Origin of the sequence: Bizionia saleffrena (assembly GCF_008086175.1) — a bacterium.
GTDB classification, from domain to species: Bacteria; Bacteroidota; Bacteroidia; order Flavobacteriales; family Flavobacteriaceae; genus Bizionia; species Bizionia saleffrena.
This window is the reverse complement of record NZ_VSKM01000005.1, coordinates 243,343-266,751: the sequence shown is the minus strand read 5'-3', so window position 1 is coordinate 266,751 and position 23,409 is coordinate 243,343. Positions and strand designations below refer to the sequence as shown.

Below are 23,409 nucleotides of genomic sequence, written 5' to 3'. Positions count from 1 at the left end.
AAGGCTACAAATTTACGTTTGTAGCCTTTTTTTTCGATAAATTTAGTTAAAACGCAGTTAGTTTAATATCCATTTTTTCATTGTCGTTTAATACAAATTTACAATCCTCATAAGATGGTGCGGAGAATTTAGGAACGATATTATTAGAAAACCCAAAAGCTTCTTTAGGTATCCCAAGAAAATTTTTATTGCATTTATCGTCTGAGTTCTTATCATGATACATAGAAATAGCATACTCTCCTTTTGGTAAGTCTTTTATAATAATAGTCTCACTATTGTCTGTAACAACTATAGAATAGTTTTTATAAGCCGCACCTTCTTTTAAATAATTATCGTGCGTATTAAACACACCAATCTCAATAGTTCCTTTTACAGACTGTATATTGGTAATTGTTAATGCTAATTCTGGAGATTGAGCCTGCATGCTAAAACAGAGTAAGCCTAAAAGAGCAAGTAATTGTTTCATAATGTATTATTTGTTTTAAAACTATATTTTCAATATTTACGCTATCTAAACGCAGCTATTACAGAATATAGCACCCACCTTTTTTAGGGATAAGATAGTGTTTTTACATTAAAATGTAAGATTTTTTTTATATCCCCACCTATAAACAGTCAAATCGTTTCGTTATTATAGTACTACGCTAAAACTATGCCTTTTTTCGTTTTGAGAACATTTTTTTAGGCAAACCCCTTTTATAGACATTCTTTATAAACAACATAAAACGTTTTCAACCCCAGTTATAGCGTACGAAAGTCTAAGTTAAACAGTAAAAAATAGTCTATTTGTAATTACACTCAAAAAACCGTACCTTATCGCCTCTCGAATTTATATACAAATTCTGGAATAAATCAACTTTTTAGCAGAGGCTTTTACTCCTTTAAAAGAGCAGTAAGGCCTTTCCTTTTTTTAGATCGAAAAAAGACCCATCATTAATTTATAGATTTTATGTTGTGAAACATACACTCTCAAATAACATTAAATAACAACTTTATGAAGAATACACGTATTGGTATTATTGGAGCTGGACCTAGTGGTCTAGCACAGCTACGAGCTTTTGAAGCGGCAGAGAAAAAAGGGTTTGACGTTCCTGAAATTGTTTGTTTTGAAAAACAAGAAAATTGGGGTGGCATGTGGAATTACTCTTGGAGAACGGGCGTAGGAAAATACGGAGAACCTATTCATAGTAGTATGTACAAATACCTTTGGTCTAACGGACCAAAAGAGTGTTTAGAATTTTCTGATTATTCTTTCGATGAGCATTTTAAAAAACCAATCTCTTCGTATCCACCAAGACCAGTGCTTTTCGATTATATTCAAGGAAGAATAAATAAAAGTAACGCAAAAGATTTTATTCGTTTTAATACCACTGCACGCTGGGTAAGTTTTGATGAAGACACCAAGAAATTTACCATTATTTTAGACGATTTAAAAAATGATAAAACATATTCTGAAGAATTTGATTATTTAATTATAGCTTCAGGTCATTTTTCAACACCAAATATGCCGCACTTTAAAGGGATAGAAAATTTCCCTGGTAATGTAATGCACGCTCACGATTTTAGAGGTGCCGATCAATTTAAAGATCAGAACATTTTACTAATAGGAAGTAGTTATTCGGCTGAAGATATCGGAATTCAATGTCATAAACACGGAGCCGAATCGGTAACTTTAAGTTACAGAAGCAGCCCTATTGGTGTAGACTGGCCAGAAGGGGTTAAAGAAGTACCTTTATTAACTCATTTTGATGGCGAAACAGCACATTTTAAGGACGGACATTCAGAGAATTTCGACGCTGTGATTTTATGTACGGGTTACCAACATAAATTCCCGTTTTTACCAGACGAATTACGTTTAAAAACAACAAATAATCTGTATCCAGACAATTTGTATAAAGGGATCTTTTTTAACGAAGTGCCTCAACTTATTTATTTAGGAATGCAAGATCAATATTACACGTTTAATATGTTCGATACGCAGGCTTGGTTAGCTAGAGATTATATGATGAACCGTTTCGAAATACCTAATAAAGAAGAGCGTAGAAAAGATATTGATTCTTGGTTAGAAAAAAACGATAAGTTAAAATCGTCTGTCGACCACGTCGATTTTCAAACAGATTACATTCAAGAACTGATTAACCTATCTGATTATCCTGATTTTGATCTCAATAAAGTGGCCGCTATGTTTAAAGAGTGGCTAAATGATAAGAGTGAAAACATCTTAACGTATCGCGATAAAACCTTTAAAAGTGTTGTTACAGGTACTGTTGCTGCAGAACACCACACTGAATGGATGGACGAATTAGACGATAGTAAGGAGCGTTATTTAATTAGAGAGGCAAAGGAAAAAGAACTTTCTTAGACTGAAACTTAGTAGAGCCGTTTTTTAATGTCTCTACACTATAAAAAAACGGCACCAGTAGTAAAATACTGATGCCGTTTTATTTTTAAAAGACTGTATCTAGCGTGTAATCTCTACTACTGTTACTAAAAAGAATCCATGACTTAAATACTGGGTAGCATTTGGAAGGCGATATTGTAAACCAATCGCCTCAATATAGCTGCATAATTGCCAACCGAAAACACCAGATAGGCGTTCTTCAGATTCAGGCTTTTCAAATTTTAACCATCCTAATAAACTTTCCGTTTCAGCTTTAAAAGAAGACACGGTTTCATTTAAATAAAAAGCTATTCCTAATTCGTTTCGCCAACTGTATTTTGTTTCGCATTCTGTTTTTCAGGTTAAAACTCCTATATTTATTAGCCACGTGTAAAGCTGCATTAGCCTAAACTCATCTTTTTCAGTTTTCTTAAACGTTTTTTTAAATCTGTATTGTACACCAATACCTATACTATGTGCTTGTTAATACTCGTAATTCGAAGAATGGGCGATCTCTAATTGCCTTCCTTCAAAATTAAAGGTGTTATTTTTATAAATAAAGCTTCTGTTTTCCATATAAAAGCTTTGCGAATACTCCTCGCTTACACCTTAAGTAACACCTACTTCAGGCTCAAAAAAAAAAATCGTAAAAGTAGCTCTGCGCAAACCCGTTCAGAATGCTCAATAGACTAAAAAGGTTTATAACGTGCTTTCTCATTTCAACAAAAAATAAGAAAGGGCTGGAATACCTTCCAACCCTTTACGTCTAATTTATAAGGGACCTTTAGTCATTCATTTCACTCACTACATTTCCTTTTGCATCAAAAACAACTGTTTTCTCTGTAAAGAAACCTTCTTCAATCTCTACTTTATAAGTGGTGTTTCCCGCACTCTCAATTTTTTCTATAGAATCTATAGAGTAGTCGGCGTATTTACTGCGTAATGTAGAAGCAACTGCTGTTGGTAATTGGGTCGCATTCATTTCACTCTCCATTCTTATAATATCTCCATTTGTGTTATACCAAATTTCATGCTCATTACTACCTTCATCAAATTCCACTTTATAATTCATTCCATCCATTTCCCACTCAATATCCGGTCACCCCAGGATACACTTTTTGGAAATTATTAGTTAAATTTGCAGGCAAATCAGTCATTTTTAAATCTTGAGCACTTAGAGTCGCTGTTGCCAATAAGGCTAATACTACTATTACCGAATTTTTCATCTTTATCTGTTTTTAAATTAATTACTCGGCAAATGAATCACTTAATACTGTAACGAATTGGTAATTTCAGACCTTGGTACGTTAATAAAATCTAAATTTCAAAATACTATAATTCCCAAGTCTTTATAGATTTACAGTATATTGTTGTAGCAAAATTAATAATACAATGAAAATCCTCATTATCGAAGACGAACGCGAAATGCTAAATAATATGCGTGAAACTTTAGAGCGCGAAAAGTATATTGTAGAAGCGACCACTCACTTTAAAGAGGCGAGTTTAAAAATTGGGGTTTATAGTTACGATTGTATTTTACTCGATATTGGTCTACCAGATGGCAATGGCTTAGAGTTACTAAAACAGCTTAAAGCACAAGGTAAAAATGAGGGGGTAATAATTGTTTCTGCTAAAGATTCGTTAGACGATAGATTAGAAGGTTTAAACTTGGGTGCAGACGATTATTTGCCAAAACCATTCCATATGGCCGAGCTGCATGCCAGAGTAAAAGCGGTGTTACGCAGACGTAATTTTGATGGCAATAAAACGATTGATATTGGCAATGTTTCTATAAACCCCGAAAACCGATCGATTACAATAAACCAAAAAGATATTGTTTTAAACCGAAAAGAATACGATATTTTAATGTATTTAATTACTAATAAAACACGTTTAGTTACTAAATCGGCCTTAGCAGAGCACGTTTGGGGAGATTATATTGACCAGGCCGATAGCTTCGATTTTATATACTCCCAAATTAAAAATCTACGAAAAAAACTAAATCACGCGACTATTAACGTCGAAGCGGTGTATGGCGTAGGTTATAAATTAGATATTGAATAATGAAACTACTTAATAAAACCACGTAATACCTCTCTATATTATTGCTACCATTAATTACGGTTTGGGCATTTGTATTTTATTATGCGATGCTTAACGAAATTTACGACAGCCTAGATGACGGCTTAGAAAACCAGAAAGATATTTTAATAGGTCGTTTAAAAACAGAGCCAAATATAATAGAGCACCGCAATGTTAAAAAAAACAATCACGTTTTTACTCCCATAAACAAAAAAAAACATAAACACTTTAAGGAAAACTTTCGCGACACGCTAATATACGTGCAAAGTGAAGACGAACTCGAAGCCATGCGTATTTACAGCAGCGCTATTAAACACAATAATGCCTATTATAAGTTAGATATTATAACTTCGATGGTAGAGGAAGATGATTTGATTGAAAGCTTAATCACTTACCTCTTGGGATTGTATGTTATTTTAATTCTGAGTATTTTAATTTTAAATAATCTATTATTGAAACGCTTATGGAAACCATTTTATCATTTAATTGCCCAATTACAAACCTTTAAAATCGAGGACAATACACCTATAACGCTTCCTAAATCTAATATTGAAGAATTTAAGTTGCTAAATACAGCAGTGAACACTTTATTACAAAAATCTACCCATAGTTATAGTGCACAAAAACAATTTATTGAAAACGCCGCGCACGAATTACAAACACCATTGGCAATAACCATTAATAAATTGGAGTTATTTTTAGAAAACACCCCGCTAAACGATAAACAATTGAAAGACATAGGCACCGCCTTAGATAATTTAGGCCGATTAACACGACTTAATAAATCTCTTTTATTATTATCTAAAATCGAAAATCAACAATTTGTAAATGTAGAAACGATCCCTTTTAATACCCTTACTGAAAAGGTAATAGCCGATTTTGAAGATTTAGCAAATCATAAAAATATGCGGTTACAAATTAAGGCTTCAAACGATTTAAATTTTAAAATAAATCAAGATTTAGCCGTTATAATGCTCACGAACTTAGTGAAAAACGCATTGGTGCACGGTAAACGGAATAATACCATAACTATTACTATACAATCGCATATGTGGAGTATTATAAATTACGGTACGCCACATCAACTGGATCAAAATCTGTTATTTACGCGTTTTAAGAAAACGACTACTAACACAAAATCTACTGGATTAGGGCTATCCATAGCGAAAGCGATTGCTACTAAGTACGCTATAGAATTAAATTACGACTATAATGACGCACATATCTTTAAACTTACCTTCCCTAAAAAATAGTTAAACTTTAAATTATACTTTAAAATTCCATTTTGTTTTCAGTTTTTGCAAACATCTTCGGGACTTAAAATAAGAACAATGAAAAAATCAAGTTATCTATTCGTAGCACTTTTAACAATTGCCATTATTGGTTTAGGCGTTGCCTTCAATACGAGTATGCCCATAGTACCGACTAAAACAGTAAAGACGAATAAACTAACTAAAAACTCTAAACCCAAAAAAGACTACGTTGTAAACACCACATGGAATCTTCCTAAAGCGCTGAAGGAAGTTAGCGGTATTGCTTGGTTAAGCCCTGCTACATTTGCGTGCATTCAAGATGAAGACGGTAGTATATATGTTTACGATATAACCAGCAAAAGTATTATTAAAAGGATAGATTTCGCTGGCCCTGGCGATTATGAAGGTATTGCTATCGTAAATAAAGACGCGTACATAATGCGTAGCGATGGCATCCTGTTTGAAGTTACCGATTTTCAATCTCAAGACAAAAAAGTAACCACTTTCAGTACTGGGTTTTCTATTAAACATAATATGGAAACCTTAACCTATAACAACAACACAAACCGTTTAATTACAGCACCTAAAGACGAAGGTTTAAAAGATAAAAACTTTAAATCGCTTTATGAAATAGATTTAGAAACTAAAATTCGTGGAGTACAACCCTTTCTAAAAATAGACATGAACGCCGAAGCATTTAACACCTTTAGAAAGAAGAAAGCAGAAAAAACGTTCAATCCATCAGATGCAGCGATACATCCAGAGACCAAGGACATCTATATTTTAGAAGGAAAACACCCAAAATTAGTTATATTCACTCCCGAAGGTGACATAAAAAAAGTGATTCGATTAAACAAAGACGAATTTCCACAACCAGAAGGAATTACATTTAGTGAAGACGGGCTTCTTTATATCTCTAATGAAGCCCATAAAGGCCCCGCAACACTGCTGGAGGTTACTATTAAATAAAAAAACAACACTCTAATAGATAAAAAAACATATTGGGAGCGCTACTTTTACACCAAAAGCATAGCGATTTCCTTAAATGCGGGAAGGGATGATAGAAAGATATCAACAGAGTTATTAAAAATATATACGTACACTATTTGGTAATCAAATATATAATCGTAAATTTGCCAACTCTTTTAAAGAGAGGAATGTTTAATAAAAAATATTAATAACTGTGGACACATTAAGCTACAAAACGATTTCAGCCAATAAAGCAACTGTAGATAAACAGTGGGTTTTAGTTGACGCTGAAGGTCAAACATTAGGGCGTATGGCTTCTAAAGTTGCAAAACTTTTAAGAGGAAAGCACAAGCCTAGCTTCACACCACACGTTGATTGTGGTGATAACGTAATTGTTATCAATGCGGAAAAAATCAACTTATCAGGAAACAAGTGGAATGACAAAACGTACATTCGTCACACGGGTTACCCAGGTGGTCAAAGAAGTTTAACTGCTACTGAATTATTTGGAAAAGATCCATCAAGATTAGTAGAGAAATCTGTAAAAGGAATGTTACCTAAGAACAAGTTAGGAGCAAGTCTTTTTAGAAATTTAACTGTTGTTACTGGAACAAAGCATGCTCACGAAGCTCAGAAGCCAGCTACAATTAACTTAAACGAATTTAAGTAATGGAAGTATTACACAAAATTGGTCGTAGAAAAACGGCTGTTGCTCGTGTTTACCTATCTCAAGGAGAAGGTAAAATAACGATTAACAAAAAAGAATTAGCAAACTACTTCCCAACTGCAATTTTACAATACAAAGTAAAGCAACCGTTAGTATTAACGGAAAACGAAACTACTTTTGATATTAATGTAAATGTATTTGGTGGTGGTGTTACAGGACAAGCAGAAGCTATCCGTTTAGCCATTTCTCGCGCAATGTGTGAGTTAAATGACGAAAACAGAGGTCTTTTAAAACCTGAAGGTTTATTAACTAGAGATCCTAGAATGGTTGAACGTAAGAAATTCGGTCAGAAAAAAGCACGTAAGAAATTCCAATTCTCTAAACGTTAATATCCTCAATTCCATTGGGGATATCGTTTATCGATTATTCTTAATTGGGTTCAAAACAAAAAATAACTAGTTATTGTTGTCCTAGTCCAAAAGACAGGATTTAGTTTAGCATCTAAATATTTAAGGCGATTTGTAAAAAGACCACTTAATTATTGCTAATTCAACAGAACGTAAACTATTACAAAATGGCAGTAGAAGTAAAAGAATTACTTGAAGCAGGTGTACATTTCGGTCACCTTACCCGTAAGTGGGATCCTAATATGGCTCCTTACGTATATATGGAGCGTAATGGCATCCACATTATAAACTTATACAAAACAGCAGCTAAGATTGAGGAAGCTGGAGAAGCTCTTGCTAAAATTGCAGCCTCTGGTCGTAAAATCTTATTTGTTGCTACAAAAAAACAAGCAAAAGACATCGTAGCTGAAAAAGCGGGTAACATTAATATGCCTTTCATCACAGAAAGATGGCCTGGCGGAATGTTAACGAACTTCATTACTATCCGTAAAGCGATCAAAAAGATGGCTACTATCGATAGAATGAAGAAAGATGGTACCTTTTTAACGTTATCTAAAAAAGAGCGTTTACAAGTAAACCGTCTTAGAGCTAAGTTAGAGAAAAACTTAGGTTCTATTACAGATATGACACGTCTTCCTGCAGCTTTGTTTGTTGTAGATATTAAACGTGAGCATATCGCGATTAAAGAAGCACAGAAATTAAACATTCCTATTTTTGCAATGGTAGATACTAACTCAGATCCACGTCAAGTAGATTACGTTATACCAGCAAATGATGATGCTTCTAAATCTATCGATAAAATTTTAACACACGTTACAGAAGCCGTTACTAACGGTTTAAATGCACGTAAAGTTGAAAAAGCTGATAAAGATGCCGCTAAAGCTGATGAAAAAGCAGTTGCTGAACAAGCTAAAGCAGCACCTGAAAAAGCTAAAGCAGCTAGTGAAGAAGAAGAATAAATAATAATTATACAATATCTATAAGTCGTTTAATGTTTTTCTTCATAGAATTAGATTGAACGACTTTTTTAAATTATATCATAAAAGTTATGACAAAAATATCAGCCGCAGAGGTTAACAAATTAAGAAAAGCTACAGGTGCAGGTATGATGGACTGCAAGAAAGCATTAGTTGAAGCTGAAGGAGATTTCGATAAAGCAATCGATGTTCTTAGAAAAAAAGGACAGAAAGTAGCAGAAAAAAGAGCAGACCGCGACTCTAGTGAGGGCGCTGCCGTTTCTAAATTAAATGATGATAACACAACAGGTGTTGCTATTGTTTTAGGTTGTGAAACTGATTTTGTTGGTAAAAACGAAACGTTCGTAAAATTAGCAACAGATTTAGCAGATAGTGCAATCAACTTCGATTCTAAAGACGATTTCTTAGCGTCAGATTTTGGAGGTTTTACGGTAACAGAAAAATTAGTTGAACAAACTGGTGTTGTTGGTGAAAAATTAGAAATTAATGCTTTCGCTAAACTTAATGCCCCTTACGTAGGTACTTACGTGCATATTAATAAAATTGCTGCCTTGGTTGGTTTATCGGCTAAAGTTGATAATGTTGAAACATTAGCTAAAGATGTAGCAATGCAAATCGCTTCTATGGGCGCAACAAAGTTATCTTACAAATTTTTCGATGCTACTTACGTAACATCAGAAACTGAAGCAAGAATAGCTGTAATAGAAAAAGATAACATCGAGTTAGGTCGTTTAGGTAAAACACTTAAAAACGTACCACAATATATCTCAATGTCTCAATTAACTCCTGAAGTTTTAGCGCAAGCTGAAGAAACTGCAAAAGCTGAATTGAAAGCTGAAGGAAAACCAGAACAAATCTGGGATAAAATTTTACCTGGTAAAATGGAGCGTTTCATCTCTGATAATACCACTTTAGATCAAGAACAATGTTTATTAGATCAAAAGTTTATTAAAGATGAAAAGATGACAGTTGCAGAATACGTTAAAACTTTTGGAGACGTAGAAGTAACATCATTCGAAAGAGTATCTTTAGGATAATTATATAGAGAATAACGGTGTATAAACCGATTATAATAGTTTTAAAAACCACTACCTCACCGTAGTGGTTTTTTTATGGTGGCTTGCTAATACTATATTAAAACATTTTTGTAAAAATGATGCTTCGGCTTTAAAAAGATTTCAAAAGGGAAAAAATTTATGTAGCTTTGCTAAACTTTCAGAAACAAAAATGAAATACAAAAGAATTCTCTTAAAACTATCTGGTGAGGCCTTAATGGGCAATCGCCAATACGGTATAGATCCAGATCGTTTAGCCGAATACGCTGAAGATATAAAAGCTGTTACCGAAAAAGGAATTGAAGTTGCCATTGTTATTGGCGGCGGAAATATTTTTAGAGGAGTTGCCGGAGCGATGAACGGTATGGATCGTGTTCAAGGCGACCATATGGGAATGTTAGCTACTGTAATTAACGGTCTTGCTCTACAAAATGCTCTTGAAGACGCGGGTGTTAAAACTCGTTTGCAAACTGCTATAAAAATTAATGAAGTGGCCGAGCCCTTTATTAGAAGAAAAGCAATGAGCCATTTAAGAAAAGGACGTGTCGTTATTTTTGGTGGAGGTACTGGTAATCCCTATTTTACAACAGACTCGGCAGCTGTTTTACGTGCAATAGAAATAGAGGCCGATGTTATTTTAAAAGGAACTCGAGTAGACGGAATTTATAATACTGATCCAGAAAAAGATAGTACCGCTGTAAAATTCGACCACATCACTTTCGACGATGTTTTAAAAAAGGGTTTAAAAGTGATGGACACCACAGCGTTTACCTTAAGTCAAGAAAACGAACTTCCTATTATTGTTTTCGATATGAATACAAGAGGGAATTTAATGAAAGTTATTTCTGGAGAAAAAATTGGAACTCAAGTCAGTTTATAGTAATTTTAAGGTATTCACTCTACTAATATTACGTTTAAAACAGGCTTAAATTTTACTTAAAAAAATAAAATATCTTAATATGAACGAAGACATTACATTTATAATTGATTCTACAAAAGAGTCTATGCAATCTGCTGTAAAGCATTTAGAAAAACAATTTGTAAACATCAGAGCAGGAAAAGCAAGCCCCGCAATGTTGGGTAGTGTTATGGTCGATTATTACGGTTCTCAAACCCCTTTAAGTCAAGTAGCGAATGTAAATACGCCAGACGGTAGAACAATCTCTGTGCAACCTTGGGAAAAAAATATGCTTCAAGCTATTGACAAAGCAATCCAAATTGCAAACCTTGGTTTTAACCCAATGAATAATGGTGATATTATTATTATTAACGTACCCCCATTAACAGAAGAACGTCGTTTACAATTAGCAAAACAGGCAAAATCTGAAGCCGAAGAGGCCAAAATTGGTATCCGTAATGCGCGTAAAGAGGCTAATAACGATATTAAAAAAAATGAGGACGTGTCTGAAGATATTCAGAAAAACGCAGAGCAAGACATACAAAATCTAACCGATGCATATGTTAAAAAAATCGATGAAATTTTTGTTATAAAGGAAAAAGAAATAATGACTGTTTAAATTAAAAAGTGACTTTTTTAAGTCGCTTTTTTACTTTAACTCGCACTTACCGCTTCACCTTTAGCGCCTTTTTTTTTGTATTCTAAATCCAGATAACCAAAGGAAGATTAAAAATAGCCGCCATTAAAAACAATATGTTAAAATAATCGTAACTTTTATTCTTTTAAATCAGAATCAATTTTCGAATCGCCTAAAAGCTGTACTTTACATAGCCACAAACGATATATCACTATGCTAAGACACTGCTTTTTATTTTGTATATTTTTGTTCTCATTGTCTTTAAGTGCGCAAACACCTAAAGACAGTACCCGCGTTGCTCAAGACTCCACAAAATCTGATGTGCTTTTAAAACAGATTGGTAATGGTTTTTTTCCAACATCCTTTTGGAATTTCGATTTACGCTATCTCGTAAAGTTCAATCAATATGAAGGATTTAGAACTGGTTTGGGAGGCGTTACTAACGATGGCTTTTCAGAAAAATACCGTATAGATTCTTATGTTGTTTATGGGTTTAAAGACCATAGATTTAAATATAAAATTGGTGGAGGCGCTCGCTTAAACGAAGACACAAAAACGTGGTTTAACTTTTCGTATACCGATGATTTGTTAGAAAGTGGGAGCTCTAAATTTCTAACCGATAGCCGCTTTTTCTCTTTTTTCGAGCCACGACTTTTAAACATCGATTTGTTCCATAAACACATTACATCTGCCGTATCCTTAGAGCATCAAATTACACCGAATTTAACTACCGAGACACAACTTGCAATTAGTAATATTAGGCCAACGTACAGCTATAATTACGTACTAGACGATAAATCTTACGATGACTTCGAAACCACAACAGCTACCGTCTCTCTGCAATGGAGTCCGTTTAACCAATACAAAACAAAAGATGACAAGCTAGTAGAAACTAAAAATGGTTTCCCAAAGTTTTCATTACAGTACACCAAAAGTTTCCGAGAGGTCTTAGATGCCGATTTTAATTTTTCAAAATTAGACTTTAGAACCATTCATAAAATTACACACAAAAACAAGTCGTATACCACTGGTGTTTTAACTGCTGGTCTGGCCCACGGAGACACTCCATTAACGCATTTATATCACGCTTATCCTAACAATATTAATAAAGCAACGATACTAAGTCGTTTTTCGGTAGCAGGAATTAATAGTTTTGAAACGATGTTTTTTAACGAGTTTTTCTCTGATCGCTTTACTACTTTAGTTGCCAAACATTACTTTAAACCGTTTGCTATTGCCGAAAAATTCAATCCACAATTAGTGCTTATTTCACGTTTCGCGATTGGAAATATTAATAATATTGGGCGTCATCAAAACGTATCATTTGGAACACTTAAACACGGTTATACCGAGACTGGCTTAGAGATTAACAAACTTCTTCTCGGCTTTGGTTTAAGCTTAACGTATAGATACGGCGGCTACCATTTGCCTAAATTTAACGATAATATTGCTTTAAAATTCACATTTAATATTACGTTATAATTTTGAATTTAATAGATGAATTATCTCGGTTTTATATACCTTTGCGCTTCTTTTTAAATGACTATGTCGAAACTTAAAACATCACGCTTTTGGGATACTGTTGCGAGATTAATTCTTCGAAACAAAATTGGTATCCTTATTACCGTTGTATTAATTACTATTCTTTTTAGTACACAATGGAAGCACATGCGCTTTACCTATACCGAGGCCAATTTACTGCCAGATGACCACGAGGTAAATATAGAATATAACAAGTTTTTAAATATTTTTGGAGAAGAGGGCAACCTTATTGTTCTTGGCGTTAAAGATTCTACTTTATTTACGGTAGATAAACTAAATGCTTGGAACGCTCTTTCGGATACCTTTAGAAACGATGATGAAGTTATTACCGTTGCATCGATTAAAGATTTACAAAAACTTGTAAAAGATACCGAAAACCAGAAATTTAATTTAGTACCGTTTATAAAAAATTCTGTTCATTCTCAAACGCAAATCGACACGTTGCAGTATGAATTATTTACACAATACCCGTTTTACGATAACTTTTTATACAATAAAGAAACGAAGACTATTCGTTCCGCTATTTATCTCAAAAAAGATATAGTAAATACACCCGCCCGAAAAGATTTTGTTGTAGACAAGCTAATAGAACGTATTAAAGTCTTCGAGAAAGAAACAAATATAGATGTACGGATTTCGGGAATGCCCTATATCCGTACACTAAATTCACAAAATATAGTAGATGAAATAGGCTTATTTGTTGGAGGCGCTTTATTAGTCACCTCAATAATTTTCTTCTTATTCTTTAGGTCGTTTAGAGCCACGTTAATTTCTCTAGTTGTCGTGTGTATTGGTGTTATGTGGACTCTCGGAATTTTAGGATTCCTTAAATACGAAATTACGGTACTTACCGCTTTAATACCCCCATTAATTATTGTTATTGGTATCCCTAACTGTATCTTTTTAATTAATAAATACCAGCAAGAAGTAAAATCGCATGGTAATAAAGTAAAATCGTTACAGCGTGTAATTACCAAAGTGGGTAATGCGACGTTGATGACGAATATTACCACAGCTTCAGGTTTTGCTACCTTTATAATTACAGATAGCACTTTACTTAAAGAATTTGGTATCGTTGCCTCCTTAAGCATTATTGCTATTTTTATTTTGTGTTTGCTTATTATTCCCATCATATACACCTTTTTACCTTATCCTAAAGAGCGCCATTTAGAGCATTTAAATAAACGCTGGGTTGGTAGTTTTGTGGATTGGACGGAGCGTATGGTAAAAGAGAAACGCATTGCCATTTACATTACAGTATGCTGTTTAGTGATTACGTGTATTATTGGAATTTATAAAATAAAAATATCGGGAAGCCTTCTTGAAGACATGCCGAAAAACACTGAATTCTATAAAGACATTCGTTTTTTCGAAAAGGAGTTTAACGGTATTATGCCTTTGGAGATTATGATTAATACCAAGCGTGAAAAAGGCGTTATGAAATCGTCGACTCTTAAACGTATGGACGCGCTTGAAGATTTAATTATTGACACACCGGAGTTGTCCCGTCCCATTTCAATTGTAAGTCTTGTAAAATATTCTAAGCAGGCATTTTATAACGGAAATCCCAAATACTACCAATTACCAACAAAACAGGAAGAAGCTTTTATATTGCCTTATCTAAAAAATTCGACTTCCGGGGAGACCACAATATTAAATGATTTTGTTGATAGCACAGGGCAATATGCGCGTATCACTTCATTTATGAAAGATATTGGTACCGACAAAATGGAAGAGATTGAAAGTGATATCGAAGCCAAAATTAAAAAATTATTCCCAGCAGACAAATATGACGTTATTGTAACTGGTAAAGCTTTAGTATTCCAAAAAGGAACGACCTATTTAGTAAAAAACTTAGCCTTATCGTTATCGCTGGCTATTTTACTCATTGCGTTATTTATGGCCTATATGTTTCGTTCGTTTAGAATGATTATTGTATCGTTAATCCCAAACTTACTACCATTGGTGGTTACAGCAGGTTTAATGGGCTATTTAGGTGTCCCTATAAAACCGTCCACAATATTAGTATTTAGTATTGCTTTTGGTATATCGGTGGATGATACTATTCACTTTTTAGCAAAATATAGACAAGAATTACAGGCCAATAACTGGAAGATTAAAAAATCGGTTTACGGTGCTTTAAGAGAAACAGGCGTCAGCATGTTCTATACGTCTATTGTTTTATTCTTTGGTTTTTCAATATTTATGATCTCCAGTTTTGGAGGTACAGTAGCGCTAGGCGCTTTAGTATCGATTACCTTATTATTCGCTATGCTATCTAATTTACTTCTGTTGCCTTCATTATTACTATCTTTAGAGCGCAGTATTGCGAACAAACAAATTTTAAAAAAGCCCACTATTAATATTATCCCTGGAGAAAGCGAAGGTGATTTTAATACCGATGCTACAGACGACAAAAAATAAGATTTTAACTATAAAAACTAAAAACAGTTATAGTTGCATTTAAATACATTATAAAAAAATGACACAGTACACAATTGCACAATTATTAAAACAAACGGCGCCCCAAGACGTTGAAATTAAAGGCTGGGTAAGAACATTTAGAGCGAAACGTTTTATTGCCTTAAATGACGGCTCTACACTTAATAATATTCAATGTGTTGTCGATTTTGAAAACACACCAGAAGATGTGTTAAAACGCATTACCACCGGAGCCGCCGTACACATTAAAGGAGAACTAATAGAAAGTCAGGGACAAGGACAAACAGTAGAAATTGCTGTAACTTCAATTGTTATTTTAGGAGATTCAGATCCAGAAAAATACCCTATTCAGCCTAAAAAACACTCCTTCGAATTTTTAAGAGAAAACGCACACTTGCGCACAAGAACAAATACTTTTAGTGCTGTAATGCGCTTACGTTCTACCCTTTCGTTTGCCGTACACAAATATTTTAACGACAACGGATTTTACTATATGCACACCCCTATTGTAACAGGAAGTGATGCTGAAGGTGCTGGAGAAATGTTTAGAGTAAGTGCCTTAGACCCTAAAAATCCACCCTTAAAAGACGATGGCTCTGTCGATTATAGTAAAGATTTCTTTGGTAAAGAAACCAACCTTACCGTTTCTGGGCAATTAGAAGCAGAAACGTATGCTATGTCGTTAGGAAAAGTTTATACTTTCGGACCAACATTCAGGGCTGAAAACTCAAATACTTCTCGCCATTTGGCAGAATTCTGGATGATTGAACCAGAAGTGGCGTTTATGGATTTAGCTGGTAATATGGATTTGGCCGAAGACTTTATGAAATCAGTTATTACTTACGTTTTAGAGCATAATAGTGAGGATTTAGAGTTTTTAGATCAGCGTTTATTTGATGAAGAAAAAACAAAACCTCAAGCTGAAAGAAGCGAAATGCGCCTTATTGATAAATTAAAATTTGTTACCGAAAATAATTTTAAACGCGTAAGTTATACTGAAGCGATCGATATCTTAAAAAATAGTAAACCTAATAAGAAAAAGAAATTTAATTATATTATTGAAGAATGGGGAGTAGACTTACAATCGGAGCACGAGCGTTTCCTTGTAGAAAAGCACTTTAAATGTCCTGTAATTTTATTTGATTATCCTGCCGATATTAAAGCTTTTTATATGCGCTTAAATGAAGACGGAAAAACGGTAAGAGCAATGGATATTTTATTCCCTGGCATTGGCGAAATTGTTGGAGGATCGCAACGTGAAGAACGATTAGATGTTCTAAAAGAGAAAATGGCAGCCTTAAATATTCCAGAAGAAGAGCTTTGGTGGTACCTAGACTTGCGTAAATATGGAACAGCCGTACACTCAGGTTTTGGTTTAGGTTTCGAACGTTTGGTAATGTTTGCCACAGGAATGGGTAATATTAAAGACGTCATTCCGTTTCCTAGAACCCCTCAAAATGCAGAGTTCTAGTTAAAAATTTACCTACAATAGTAAAAATAAACAATCTAGTAAACTCATAAATCTAGATTGTTTTTTTTATTTTAGTACATATTCTAAAATATAGTATGCTTAAACAATATTTACAGTTTAAATTATCTCAGAAGTTGTCTCCGCAACAAATTCAATTGATGAAATTGATACAACTTCCTACGCAAGCTTTTGAACAACGTTTAAAGCAAGAGTTAGAAGAAAACCCTGCTTTAGATAGCGGTAAAGAAGAGGTTGAGAATGAGTACGATGATTTAGATAATTCGCAAGACGAATACGACGATACTGAAACAATTAATACCGACGATATTAATGTTGATGATTATTTAAGTGACGACGAAACACCAGATTACCGCACGAGCGTAAATAATTATAGCGCCGATGAAGATGAAAAAAGCATTCCGTATGCTTCAGGAACATCATTTAGACAACATTTAGTGAGTCAATTAAACACGTATCGTTTGGATGATGAAGAACGTGAAATTGCCGAATTCCTTGTCGGAAGTGTAGACGAAAGTGGCTATATCCGTCGTGAACTTAGTGATATAATGGACGATTTAGCGTTTACACAAAACGTCTATACCACCGAAGATAAAATAAACCGCGTTTTAAAAATTGTGCACCAATTAGATCCTTCAGGGGTTGGCGCTCGTAACCTTCAAGAGTGTTTAAGTATTCAATTAGAACGTAAAGAACAAAAGCCCGATGTCGCTCTGGCTTTAGATATTATAAATAATGCATTCGATCAGTTTACAAAAAAGCATTATCAAAAACTGATGCAGAAATTCGATATTACTGAAATTCAGCTAAAAGATGCTATTCACGAAATCGAAAGATTAAACCCTAAACCTGGTGGCTCTTACGCGGGAAACAGCCGTGTTGTGCAACATGTTGTCCCTGATTTTGCAATAAAAATTGTAAATAGCGAATTAGAATTGACTTTAAATGGCAGAAATGCTCCCGAGCTTCATGTCTCTCGCGAGTACAACAATATGCTTAAAGGTTACAAAGAAACGAAAGAGCGTACCAAAGCACAGAAAGATGCCGTACAGTTTATTAAACAAAAGCTCGACGCCGCAAAATGGTTTATAGAAGCTATTAAACAGCGCCAACAGACGCTATTCGTTACAATGAGTGCTATTATGCATTACCAAAAAGAATTCTTCTTAACAGGCGATGAGCGCAAATTAAGACCAATGATTTTAAAAGATATTGCAGACGAAATTGAAATGGACGTTTCTACGGTGTCTCGCGTTGCTAATAGTAAATACGTAGACACCCCTTATGGCACCAAATTGATTAAAGAATTTTTCTCTGAATCGATGACTAACGATCAAGGCGAAGAGGTTTCTACCCGTGAAATAAAAACAATTCTAGAAACGGTTATTGATGAGGAAAATAAGAAAAAGCCGTTAACAGATGAAGCTTTAGCGAAAATCTTAAAGGAAAAGGGGTACCCCATAGCTAGACGTACCGTAGCTAAATACAGAGAACAGTCAGATATCCCCGTAGCACGTTTAAGAAAAAAGATATAATGAATTTCCTTCTTAAAAGCGTCTCTTTTGTATTTCACCCAATTATAATGCCCTTATTGGCTGTTATTTTCTATTTTTCAAAATCACCAAGATATTTGTCCTTTGACGTCATTAGTGCAAAAATTACGTCACTTTTTATATTAACTATTCTCTTACCTATTCTTACCTATTTTTTACTTAAAACTTTAGGAAAAACACAAACGATTTATTTAAAAACGACGAAAGAACGCGTAACACCTTTACTAATTAACGCGGTTATAATTCTCTTAATTTTGAAACGCGTATTGCCAATTAATCAAATTGTAGAATTATATTTCTTTTTTATTGGCACCTTAATTTCTACCATAACTTGTTTAGCGCTAGCATTAGCTAATTTTAAAGCCAGTATTCATATGATTGCGATCTCTGGTGTGTTTATGTTTGCCATTGCATTCTCCATTCATTTTAGTATTAATATAAATGGGTCCTTAGCTTTAATGGCTATTATTACTGGAGCCATTGCCACCTCGCGCTTACATTTAAAAGCACACACTCCCACCGAGTTAATATTTGGCTTTTTTATTGGCTTTATTCCACAAATTATTCTAATGAATTACTGGATTTAAGTGCTTAATAAAAACAATTTCCTATCGCTTCAAACCTTTAATGCCAATTAATACATTATTTCGCTTAAAATTATCTGTAACTATAAACGTAACTTAAAAGCTATAAAATGATCGTAAACACCTCTAAAACTCAAAACACCTTTAGGATTTTAATGGGCTTGGCTATGCTTTTTGCAGGTATTGCTCATCTCACCTTTAAACGCATAGAGTTTCAAGCGCAAGTGCCAACATGGTTATCTACCGAAGAAGGGTTTGTCGATTTTATTGTTTTAGCCTCTGGGGTAGTAGAAATTATTTTTGGAGCTCTGATGGTTTGGGGAGGAAAGATAAAAGTGTTCACTGGTATTGCTTTAGCCCTCTTTTATGTTTTAGTTTTTCCTGGAAATATTAGTCAGTACACTAACGGTTTCGATTCTTTTGGTTTAAATACCGACGCTAAACGACTAACGCGTCTATTTTTTCAGCCGGTACTTATTCTTTGGTCATTGTGGGCTTCTGGCGGATTAAAATACATAATGAGCAGAAGAAGTAATCATTAACTATTGTAATTAGTCCCTTTATCTCAATTGCTAATAGTTTTAAAATCACTGTTCATATTTCTGGTACTTAACTTCCCTCGGCGCAATACAGAAATACTCTAGACTTAAAATATTTTCGGTATACGTAAAAGGACAAGTATACTCAGATTTTTTTCAAAGTAAAGACATAAAACCGATTAGTTCTATGATTATGTTACTGTATAACCACTGTTTGTAGTTATAGACATACCGCCTACCATTCCATTTAGAGACAACTTGCCGTTGCTATTAAAGTAATAATCTTATAGCTAAATACAATGGAAACGTCAGCCATATCGGTTAGAAATTCGATTAATTTCCTATCTCCAACTAATGCAGGTTCTATAGGCGGCTATTCGTCATTATTATTGCAAACAAAAACCATTACGCATAAGAGGATTAAAAAAAATGACTGTTTAATACTGTGCTTACCCTAAAATACGATTTTGTATAAAGCCTTAAATAGATACTTTATAAAATTAACCGATTTAAATAGTAAATAAGTCTAATTACTACTCATTGGTCCCTATAAAATGCTGTGAGGTGTTTCTATTTTCTCTATGAAGTGTTCGATATTATCGTGACGGCACCACGCTGTACGATCTAAATTTATATCGTGTACTATTGAACCATTATTGTAAATATGTAGCACTATTTGTTTACCCAAAAGGGATCTTGTTTTTTAGAAAACCAACAAGTAATGTTTTTATAATGATAGGTAATAGTCTTTTCGTTATTATTCGCTAGATTTATTTTTTTAATCACTAAACACTGGGTAGAATCGACAAAGGTAATTTCGAAAACTTCGCCTTTACTATATTTTTTAATAGTCGATGAATAAACCAAGTAATTATACCTCCTGCCATTAAAACGGAAAAAATGACGGTATTTTCGAAGAGAAATACTGAAATGGTGTTTACTCGTGTCGCTCTTCGAGCTACTATAAATAAAAGTATAGCAATCCAACTAGATAAAAACAGGACGATAAACAGCACGCTGTACTTTATAAAAATAGTAAAATAATTAAGATGTGAAGTTGCTTTTTCTACTTGATACCTGTGGTCCATAATTATACTACTAAATTTCTAATAAAGTATAAATCTAATAAAAAATTAATAGTTGGTCTCTGCAATAAAGCATTGTGTAAAAAAGAGGTCTATTATATTATACCTTGATGCTTTTATAACACGCTTTAACTAACTCTTGGCCGTAGAGGCGTTCTTGTTTTCTCACTATAAAATGACCTTTTGCCATATCTTGAAAATGATCCATAAATACCGTATTAATTATAGCACCACCTGCAGCACCAATAAACGGAATAGCTTGCCCGGCCATTTTCTCTGATATTTGTATTGAAAAGCGTTCTGCCACTTTCGTTACTAAACGCAATATTAAGGGAGCGCCTTCATCAACCACTCCTTTTTCTAAAATAAATTTTGAGGTTTCCGATACCGATTGACCCAATAATGCCCGAATTGTAAAATATCCTGTTTCGGTACCATCATCGGAAGTAGAAGTTCCTCCTAATGCAAAAACTTCTAAGCACGCCATTTTTGTTTCGATACTGTTAACCGATTCCCCGTATTCTCTAGAAATATCAGCAATAGAACGTAACATAATAGTCGTCGAAATTGGCAACTCAATAGCCAATGCGGCAAATCCGAAAAAACCACCTACACCACCACTTACGGCAACAGCTGTTTTATGAATTCTATTAGAAGACTTTTTTGCCGATTTGTTTTTCATAGTAAAAATAGCAGCATCGGCAGCCTTCAATAACGAGTTTGTGGTAATGTCGCCTAATTTATCAGTCCACTTTTTTGGAAGACTATCTATTCCTTTTTCTATAGGAGAGCCAATAAAATTGGTGATTTTTGCCGCTAAACCTGGGTTTTCAAGGAGCCGTTTTGCCACCATTAACTCCGTAATATCTACTTCCGAAATACTAAGTTTTGCTTCCATAATTATCTTTTGGTGTTTATTTGATGCCTATCTATTACAAGATATAAAAGATCAAACCAATTTTAATAGCATTCATGTCTATAGTGTCTCCTTTAAGTTTTGCTGAAGCATTAAAAATAGGGTTTAAAGCGTAGTAGATATAGAAATTCCAAGTATTGTAACCGGCGCTCATCGTTAATCCGTATTGAAACTCATTGAATACATCCTTATTATTTAGTGATATATTAGTGGGTTCCCCTTTAAATTTTGTTTGATTGGCAAATACATACCCGAATTTCACTCCGGTATACACCCGCCAGAACTTATACTCTCTGGATGTTGATGTACGCCAACGGTACTCTAAAGGCAGTTCTAACATATAACTCGAGAACTTATTCTTAGTATAACTAGTTTCTGAGCGATCTAAGACTGAAAACATTGTACCTCTTGTTGTTTCGGTAATTAAAAGGTTTTGGTTAAAAGAATTAATAGAAACACCCAAACCAACACCAATGGCACTGTTGCGTCTTTTGTTGATTGGGATATCTTTTATAAATCCGAAATGATATCCGCTAGAAAAGCCACTCTGAGAGATTCCTGAGGGCTGCTTACCTAATAGATTATAGGTTACCCCAATATAAAATTGATCTTCCTTATATAAAGAATCCGCGGTTTGTTCTCTTAAAAAAACATCTTCTTGGGCGTACACTTGTATTCCGAACAGAAGGCATAGCGCTAAGGGGAAAAAATATCTCATAAACCTAAAAGTACAAAAGTAAATAAAAAGAAAAGGCGTTTTGATTACATCAAAACGCCTTTTACTATAAAATTAAGATTGTTTTAATTTTGTGCATTTGCTACGGCATCACCCTTACGAGTGGTATAGTTAATTTTTAATGCATTTACTTTACGCAATTCTTGCTTAACATCAGAAACTAAACCCATATTAGCTTCTCTATCTACTTTTAAAGCAATAGTTAACTTAGGTAATAATTCTTCTCTTAATGCGGCACGCTCAGCAGCTATAAAAGGCGCTATATCCTCTACCCCTGCATACTTATCATTTAACTGAATTCTTGCTTCAGATCCATATTTATCGATATAGTTTGCACTAGGCTTTCCAATATAAATATAGCTAACTGGATTCTTTTTATCCAATTTTTCTACTTGATCGGCTGAGGGTAATTTATTTTCAATCAATAAATTATCTTCTTTAATAACCGTAGCTACCATAAAGAAAAACAAAAGCATAAATACAATATCTGGTAACGATGCTGTTGAAATTGGAGGTAACCCTCCATCTTGTTTCTTTTTAAATTTAGACATAATTACTTTTTATCTAATTAGACTTTGTTTCTGCTTCAGAGAACTTTTGTGGAATTAGTATTTTGATCGTTTCTAATTGATCTTTTAACCTATCCTGTTCCGCTTGCGGCGTTTGAGGATCTAAATAACGATCGTTTGCTTCAACATAAGACATTTGTAAAGCAGGGAACTCCCTTTTAAACTCTCTGTCCCTTAAAGTGTTATAGGCGGCGATTATTTCATTTTGTACGGCTATATACGTTTTGTATTTAGTAAGCCTATCATTACTTAATGATATAATTGCTTTATCGAAATTATCTGATGATTTTGGGTTCTGTCCTCCTTGACAGCGCTTACAAGCATCGTCCCCAGTTCCTCCTCCATTATCTAAAAACTTAACAGCTGCTGCTCTTAAATCTCCAAGATTGATAAGTCGTTCTTCACCATCAGACTTTAAAAAGATCTGATTAGTTCTATTAACGTTTATCTGAAAGATGTTTCTCTCTTTAATTTTTGGTGGATCCGTTATATCAACTATAGGAGGTAACTTTCTATTTAACCCCGAATCGGTTGCTATATCTGTTGTCACCAAAAAGAAAATTAATAATAAGAAGGCAATGTCAGCCATAGAGCCGGCATTAACTTCTGGTGCTGATCTTTTTGCCATA

24 protein-coding genes are annotated in these 23,409 nt (G+C 34.1%); 16 read left to right on the top strand and 8 right to left on the bottom strand.

All coding sequences use genetic code 11. The features are described from left to right. Positions 1–46: 46 nt before the first annotated feature. Positions 47–466 carry a DUF2141 domain-containing protein gene (locus ES676_RS06695; RefSeq protein ID WP_148369555.1) on the bottom strand — a complete coding sequence of 140 codons (420 nt, stop codon included), beginning with the start codon at positions 464–466 and terminating at the stop codon, positions 47–49. A 528-nt stretch (positions 467–994) separates the two neighbouring features. Here ES676_RS06695 and ES676_RS06690 point away from each other — a divergent pair. After that, positions 995–2,362 carry an NAD(P)-binding domain-containing protein gene (locus ES676_RS06690; RefSeq protein WP_148369554.1) on the top strand — a complete coding sequence of 456 codons (1,368 nt, stop codon included), beginning with the start codon at positions 995–997 and terminating at the stop codon, positions 2,360–2,362. A gap of 99 nt (positions 2,363–2,461) precedes the next feature. Here the strand turns inward: ES676_RS06690 and ES676_RS06685 are convergent, their stop codons facing one another. From ES676_RS06685 to ES676_RS14680, 3 genes are all read right to left on the bottom strand, one after another. Next, a complete protein-coding gene (locus ES676_RS06685; protein WP_148369553.1) occupies positions 2,462–2,668 on the bottom strand; it encodes a hypothetical protein in 207 nt (68 codons plus the stop codon). A gap of 496 nt (positions 2,669–3,164) precedes the next feature. Further along, the gene (locus ES676_RS06680) at positions 3,165–3,452 is read right to left on the bottom strand and encodes a PepSY-like domain-containing protein (protein WP_170234431.1); all 288 of its coding nucleotides are present in this window, start codon (positions 3,450–3,452) and stop codon (positions 3,165–3,167) included. A gap of 16 nt (positions 3,453–3,468) precedes the next feature. Continuing rightward, positions 3,469–3,606, bottom strand: a complete 138-nt coding sequence (locus ES676_RS14680) for a hypothetical protein (protein ID WP_170234430.1) — start codon at positions 3,604–3,606, stop codon at positions 3,469–3,471. 166 nt (positions 3,607–3,772) lie between these two features. Between ES676_RS14680 and ES676_RS06675 the strand changes: the two genes are divergently transcribed. The 15 genes from ES676_RS06675 to ES676_RS06605 all read left to right on the top strand — a co-directional run bounded on the left by ES676_RS06675 (position 3,773) and on the right by ES676_RS06605 (position 19,477). Next, positions 3,773–4,444: a response regulator transcription factor gene (locus ES676_RS06675; RefSeq protein ID WP_148369551.1), complete on the top strand. Its 672-nt coding sequence runs from the start codon at positions 3,773–3,775 to the stop codon at positions 4,442–4,444. A gap of 35 nt (positions 4,445–4,479) precedes the next feature. Beyond that, positions 4,480–5,715: a sensor histidine kinase gene (locus tag ES676_RS06670; protein ID WP_449374889.1), complete on the top strand. Its 1,236-nt coding sequence runs from the start codon at positions 4,480–4,482 to the stop codon at positions 5,713–5,715. Positions 5,716–5,793: 78 nt separating this feature from the next. Beyond that, positions 5,794–6,684 (top strand): SdiA-regulated domain-containing protein, encoded by an 891-nt coding sequence (locus ES676_RS06665; protein WP_148369549.1) that lies wholly within the window; start codon positions 5,794–5,796, stop codon positions 6,682–6,684. Between the two features lie 214 nt (positions 6,685–6,898). After that, positions 6,899–7,354 (top strand): 50S ribosomal protein L13, encoded by a 456-nt coding sequence (gene rplM / locus ES676_RS06660; protein WP_148369548.1) that lies wholly within the window; start codon positions 6,899–6,901, stop codon positions 7,352–7,354. Then, positions 7,354–7,740 (top strand): 30S ribosomal protein S9, encoded by a 387-nt coding sequence (rpsI, locus tag ES676_RS06655; RefSeq protein WP_148369547.1) that lies wholly within the window; start codon positions 7,354–7,356, stop codon positions 7,738–7,740. The genes rplM and rpsI overlap by 1 nt, the downstream gene beginning before the upstream one ends. A gap of 185 nt (positions 7,741–7,925) precedes the next feature. Further along, positions 7,926–8,717, top strand: coding sequence for a 30S ribosomal protein S2 (gene rpsB, locus ES676_RS06650; protein WP_148369546.1), 792 nt, complete (start codon positions 7,926–7,928; stop codon positions 8,715–8,717). Positions 8,718–8,806: 89 nt separating this feature from the next. Beyond that, the gene (gene tsf / locus ES676_RS06645) at positions 8,807–9,772 is read left to right on the top strand and encodes a translation elongation factor Ts (protein WP_148369545.1); all 966 of its coding nucleotides are present in this window, start codon (positions 8,807–8,809) and stop codon (positions 9,770–9,772) included. A gap of 190 nt (positions 9,773–9,962) precedes the next feature. Continuing rightward, the gene (pyrH, locus tag ES676_RS06640) at positions 9,963–10,670 is read left to right on the top strand and encodes a UMP kinase (protein ID WP_148369544.1); all 708 of its coding nucleotides are present in this window, start codon (positions 9,963–9,965) and stop codon (positions 10,668–10,670) included. Positions 10,671–10,749: 79 nt separating this feature from the next. Further along, the gene (frr, locus tag ES676_RS06635; protein WP_148369543.1) at positions 10,750–11,307 is read left to right on the top strand and encodes a ribosome recycling factor; all 558 of its coding nucleotides are present in this window, start codon (positions 10,750–10,752) and stop codon (positions 11,305–11,307) included. Between the two features lie 264 nt (positions 11,308–11,571). Continuing rightward, positions 11,572–12,807 carry a DUF5686 family protein gene (locus ES676_RS06630; protein WP_246130320.1) on the top strand — a complete coding sequence of 412 codons (1,236 nt, stop codon included), beginning with the start codon at positions 11,572–11,574 and terminating at the stop codon, positions 12,805–12,807. 63 nt (positions 12,808–12,870) lie between these two features. Beyond that, positions 12,871–15,291, top strand: coding sequence for an efflux RND transporter permease subunit (locus ES676_RS06625; protein WP_148369541.1), 2,421 nt, complete (start codon positions 12,871–12,873; stop codon positions 15,289–15,291). 58 nt (positions 15,292–15,349) lie between these two features. Then, the gene (gene asnS / locus ES676_RS06620; protein WP_148369540.1) at positions 15,350–16,780 is read left to right on the top strand and encodes an asparagine--tRNA ligase; all 1,431 of its coding nucleotides are present in this window, start codon (positions 15,350–15,352) and stop codon (positions 16,778–16,780) included. A 95-nt stretch (positions 16,781–16,875) separates the two neighbouring features. Beyond that, positions 16,876–18,333: an RNA polymerase factor sigma-54 gene (gene rpoN, locus ES676_RS06615; protein WP_148369539.1), complete on the top strand. Its 1,458-nt coding sequence runs from the start codon at positions 16,876–16,878 to the stop codon at positions 18,331–18,333. Then, positions 18,333–18,938, top strand: a complete 606-nt coding sequence (locus ES676_RS06610; protein ID WP_148369538.1) for a hypothetical protein — start codon at positions 18,333–18,335, stop codon at positions 18,936–18,938. The genes rpoN and ES676_RS06610 overlap by 1 nt, the downstream gene beginning before the upstream one ends. 107 nt (positions 18,939–19,045) lie before the next feature. Further along, positions 19,046–19,477, top strand: a complete 432-nt coding sequence (locus ES676_RS06605) for a DoxX family protein (protein WP_148369537.1) — start codon at positions 19,046–19,048, stop codon at positions 19,475–19,477. A 1,182-nt stretch (positions 19,478–20,659) separates the two neighbouring features. On the opposite strand, the gene ES676_RS06600 is transcribed toward ES676_RS06605, so the two are convergent. From ES676_RS06600 to ES676_RS06585, 4 genes are all read right to left on the bottom strand, one after another. Next, positions 20,660–21,457 carry an EcsC family protein gene (locus ES676_RS06600; protein ID WP_148369536.1) on the bottom strand — a complete coding sequence of 266 codons (798 nt, stop codon included), beginning with the start codon at positions 21,455–21,457 and terminating at the stop codon, positions 20,660–20,662. A gap of 34 nt (positions 21,458–21,491) precedes the next feature. After that, the gene (locus ES676_RS06595; protein ID WP_148369535.1) at positions 21,492–22,193 is read right to left on the bottom strand and encodes a porin family protein; all 702 of its coding nucleotides are present in this window, start codon (positions 22,191–22,193) and stop codon (positions 21,492–21,494) included. An 83-nt stretch (positions 22,194–22,276) separates the two neighbouring features. Continuing rightward, the gene (locus ES676_RS06590) at positions 22,277–22,762 is read right to left on the bottom strand and encodes an ExbD/TolR family protein (RefSeq protein WP_148369534.1); all 486 of its coding nucleotides are present in this window, start codon (positions 22,760–22,762) and stop codon (positions 22,277–22,279) included. Between the two features lie 13 nt (positions 22,763–22,775). Then, positions 22,776–23,408 carry an ExbD/TolR family protein gene (locus ES676_RS06585; protein WP_148369533.1) on the bottom strand — a complete coding sequence of 211 codons (633 nt, stop codon included), beginning with the start codon at positions 23,406–23,408 and terminating at the stop codon, positions 22,776–22,778. Position 23,409 lies beyond the last annotated feature (1 nt).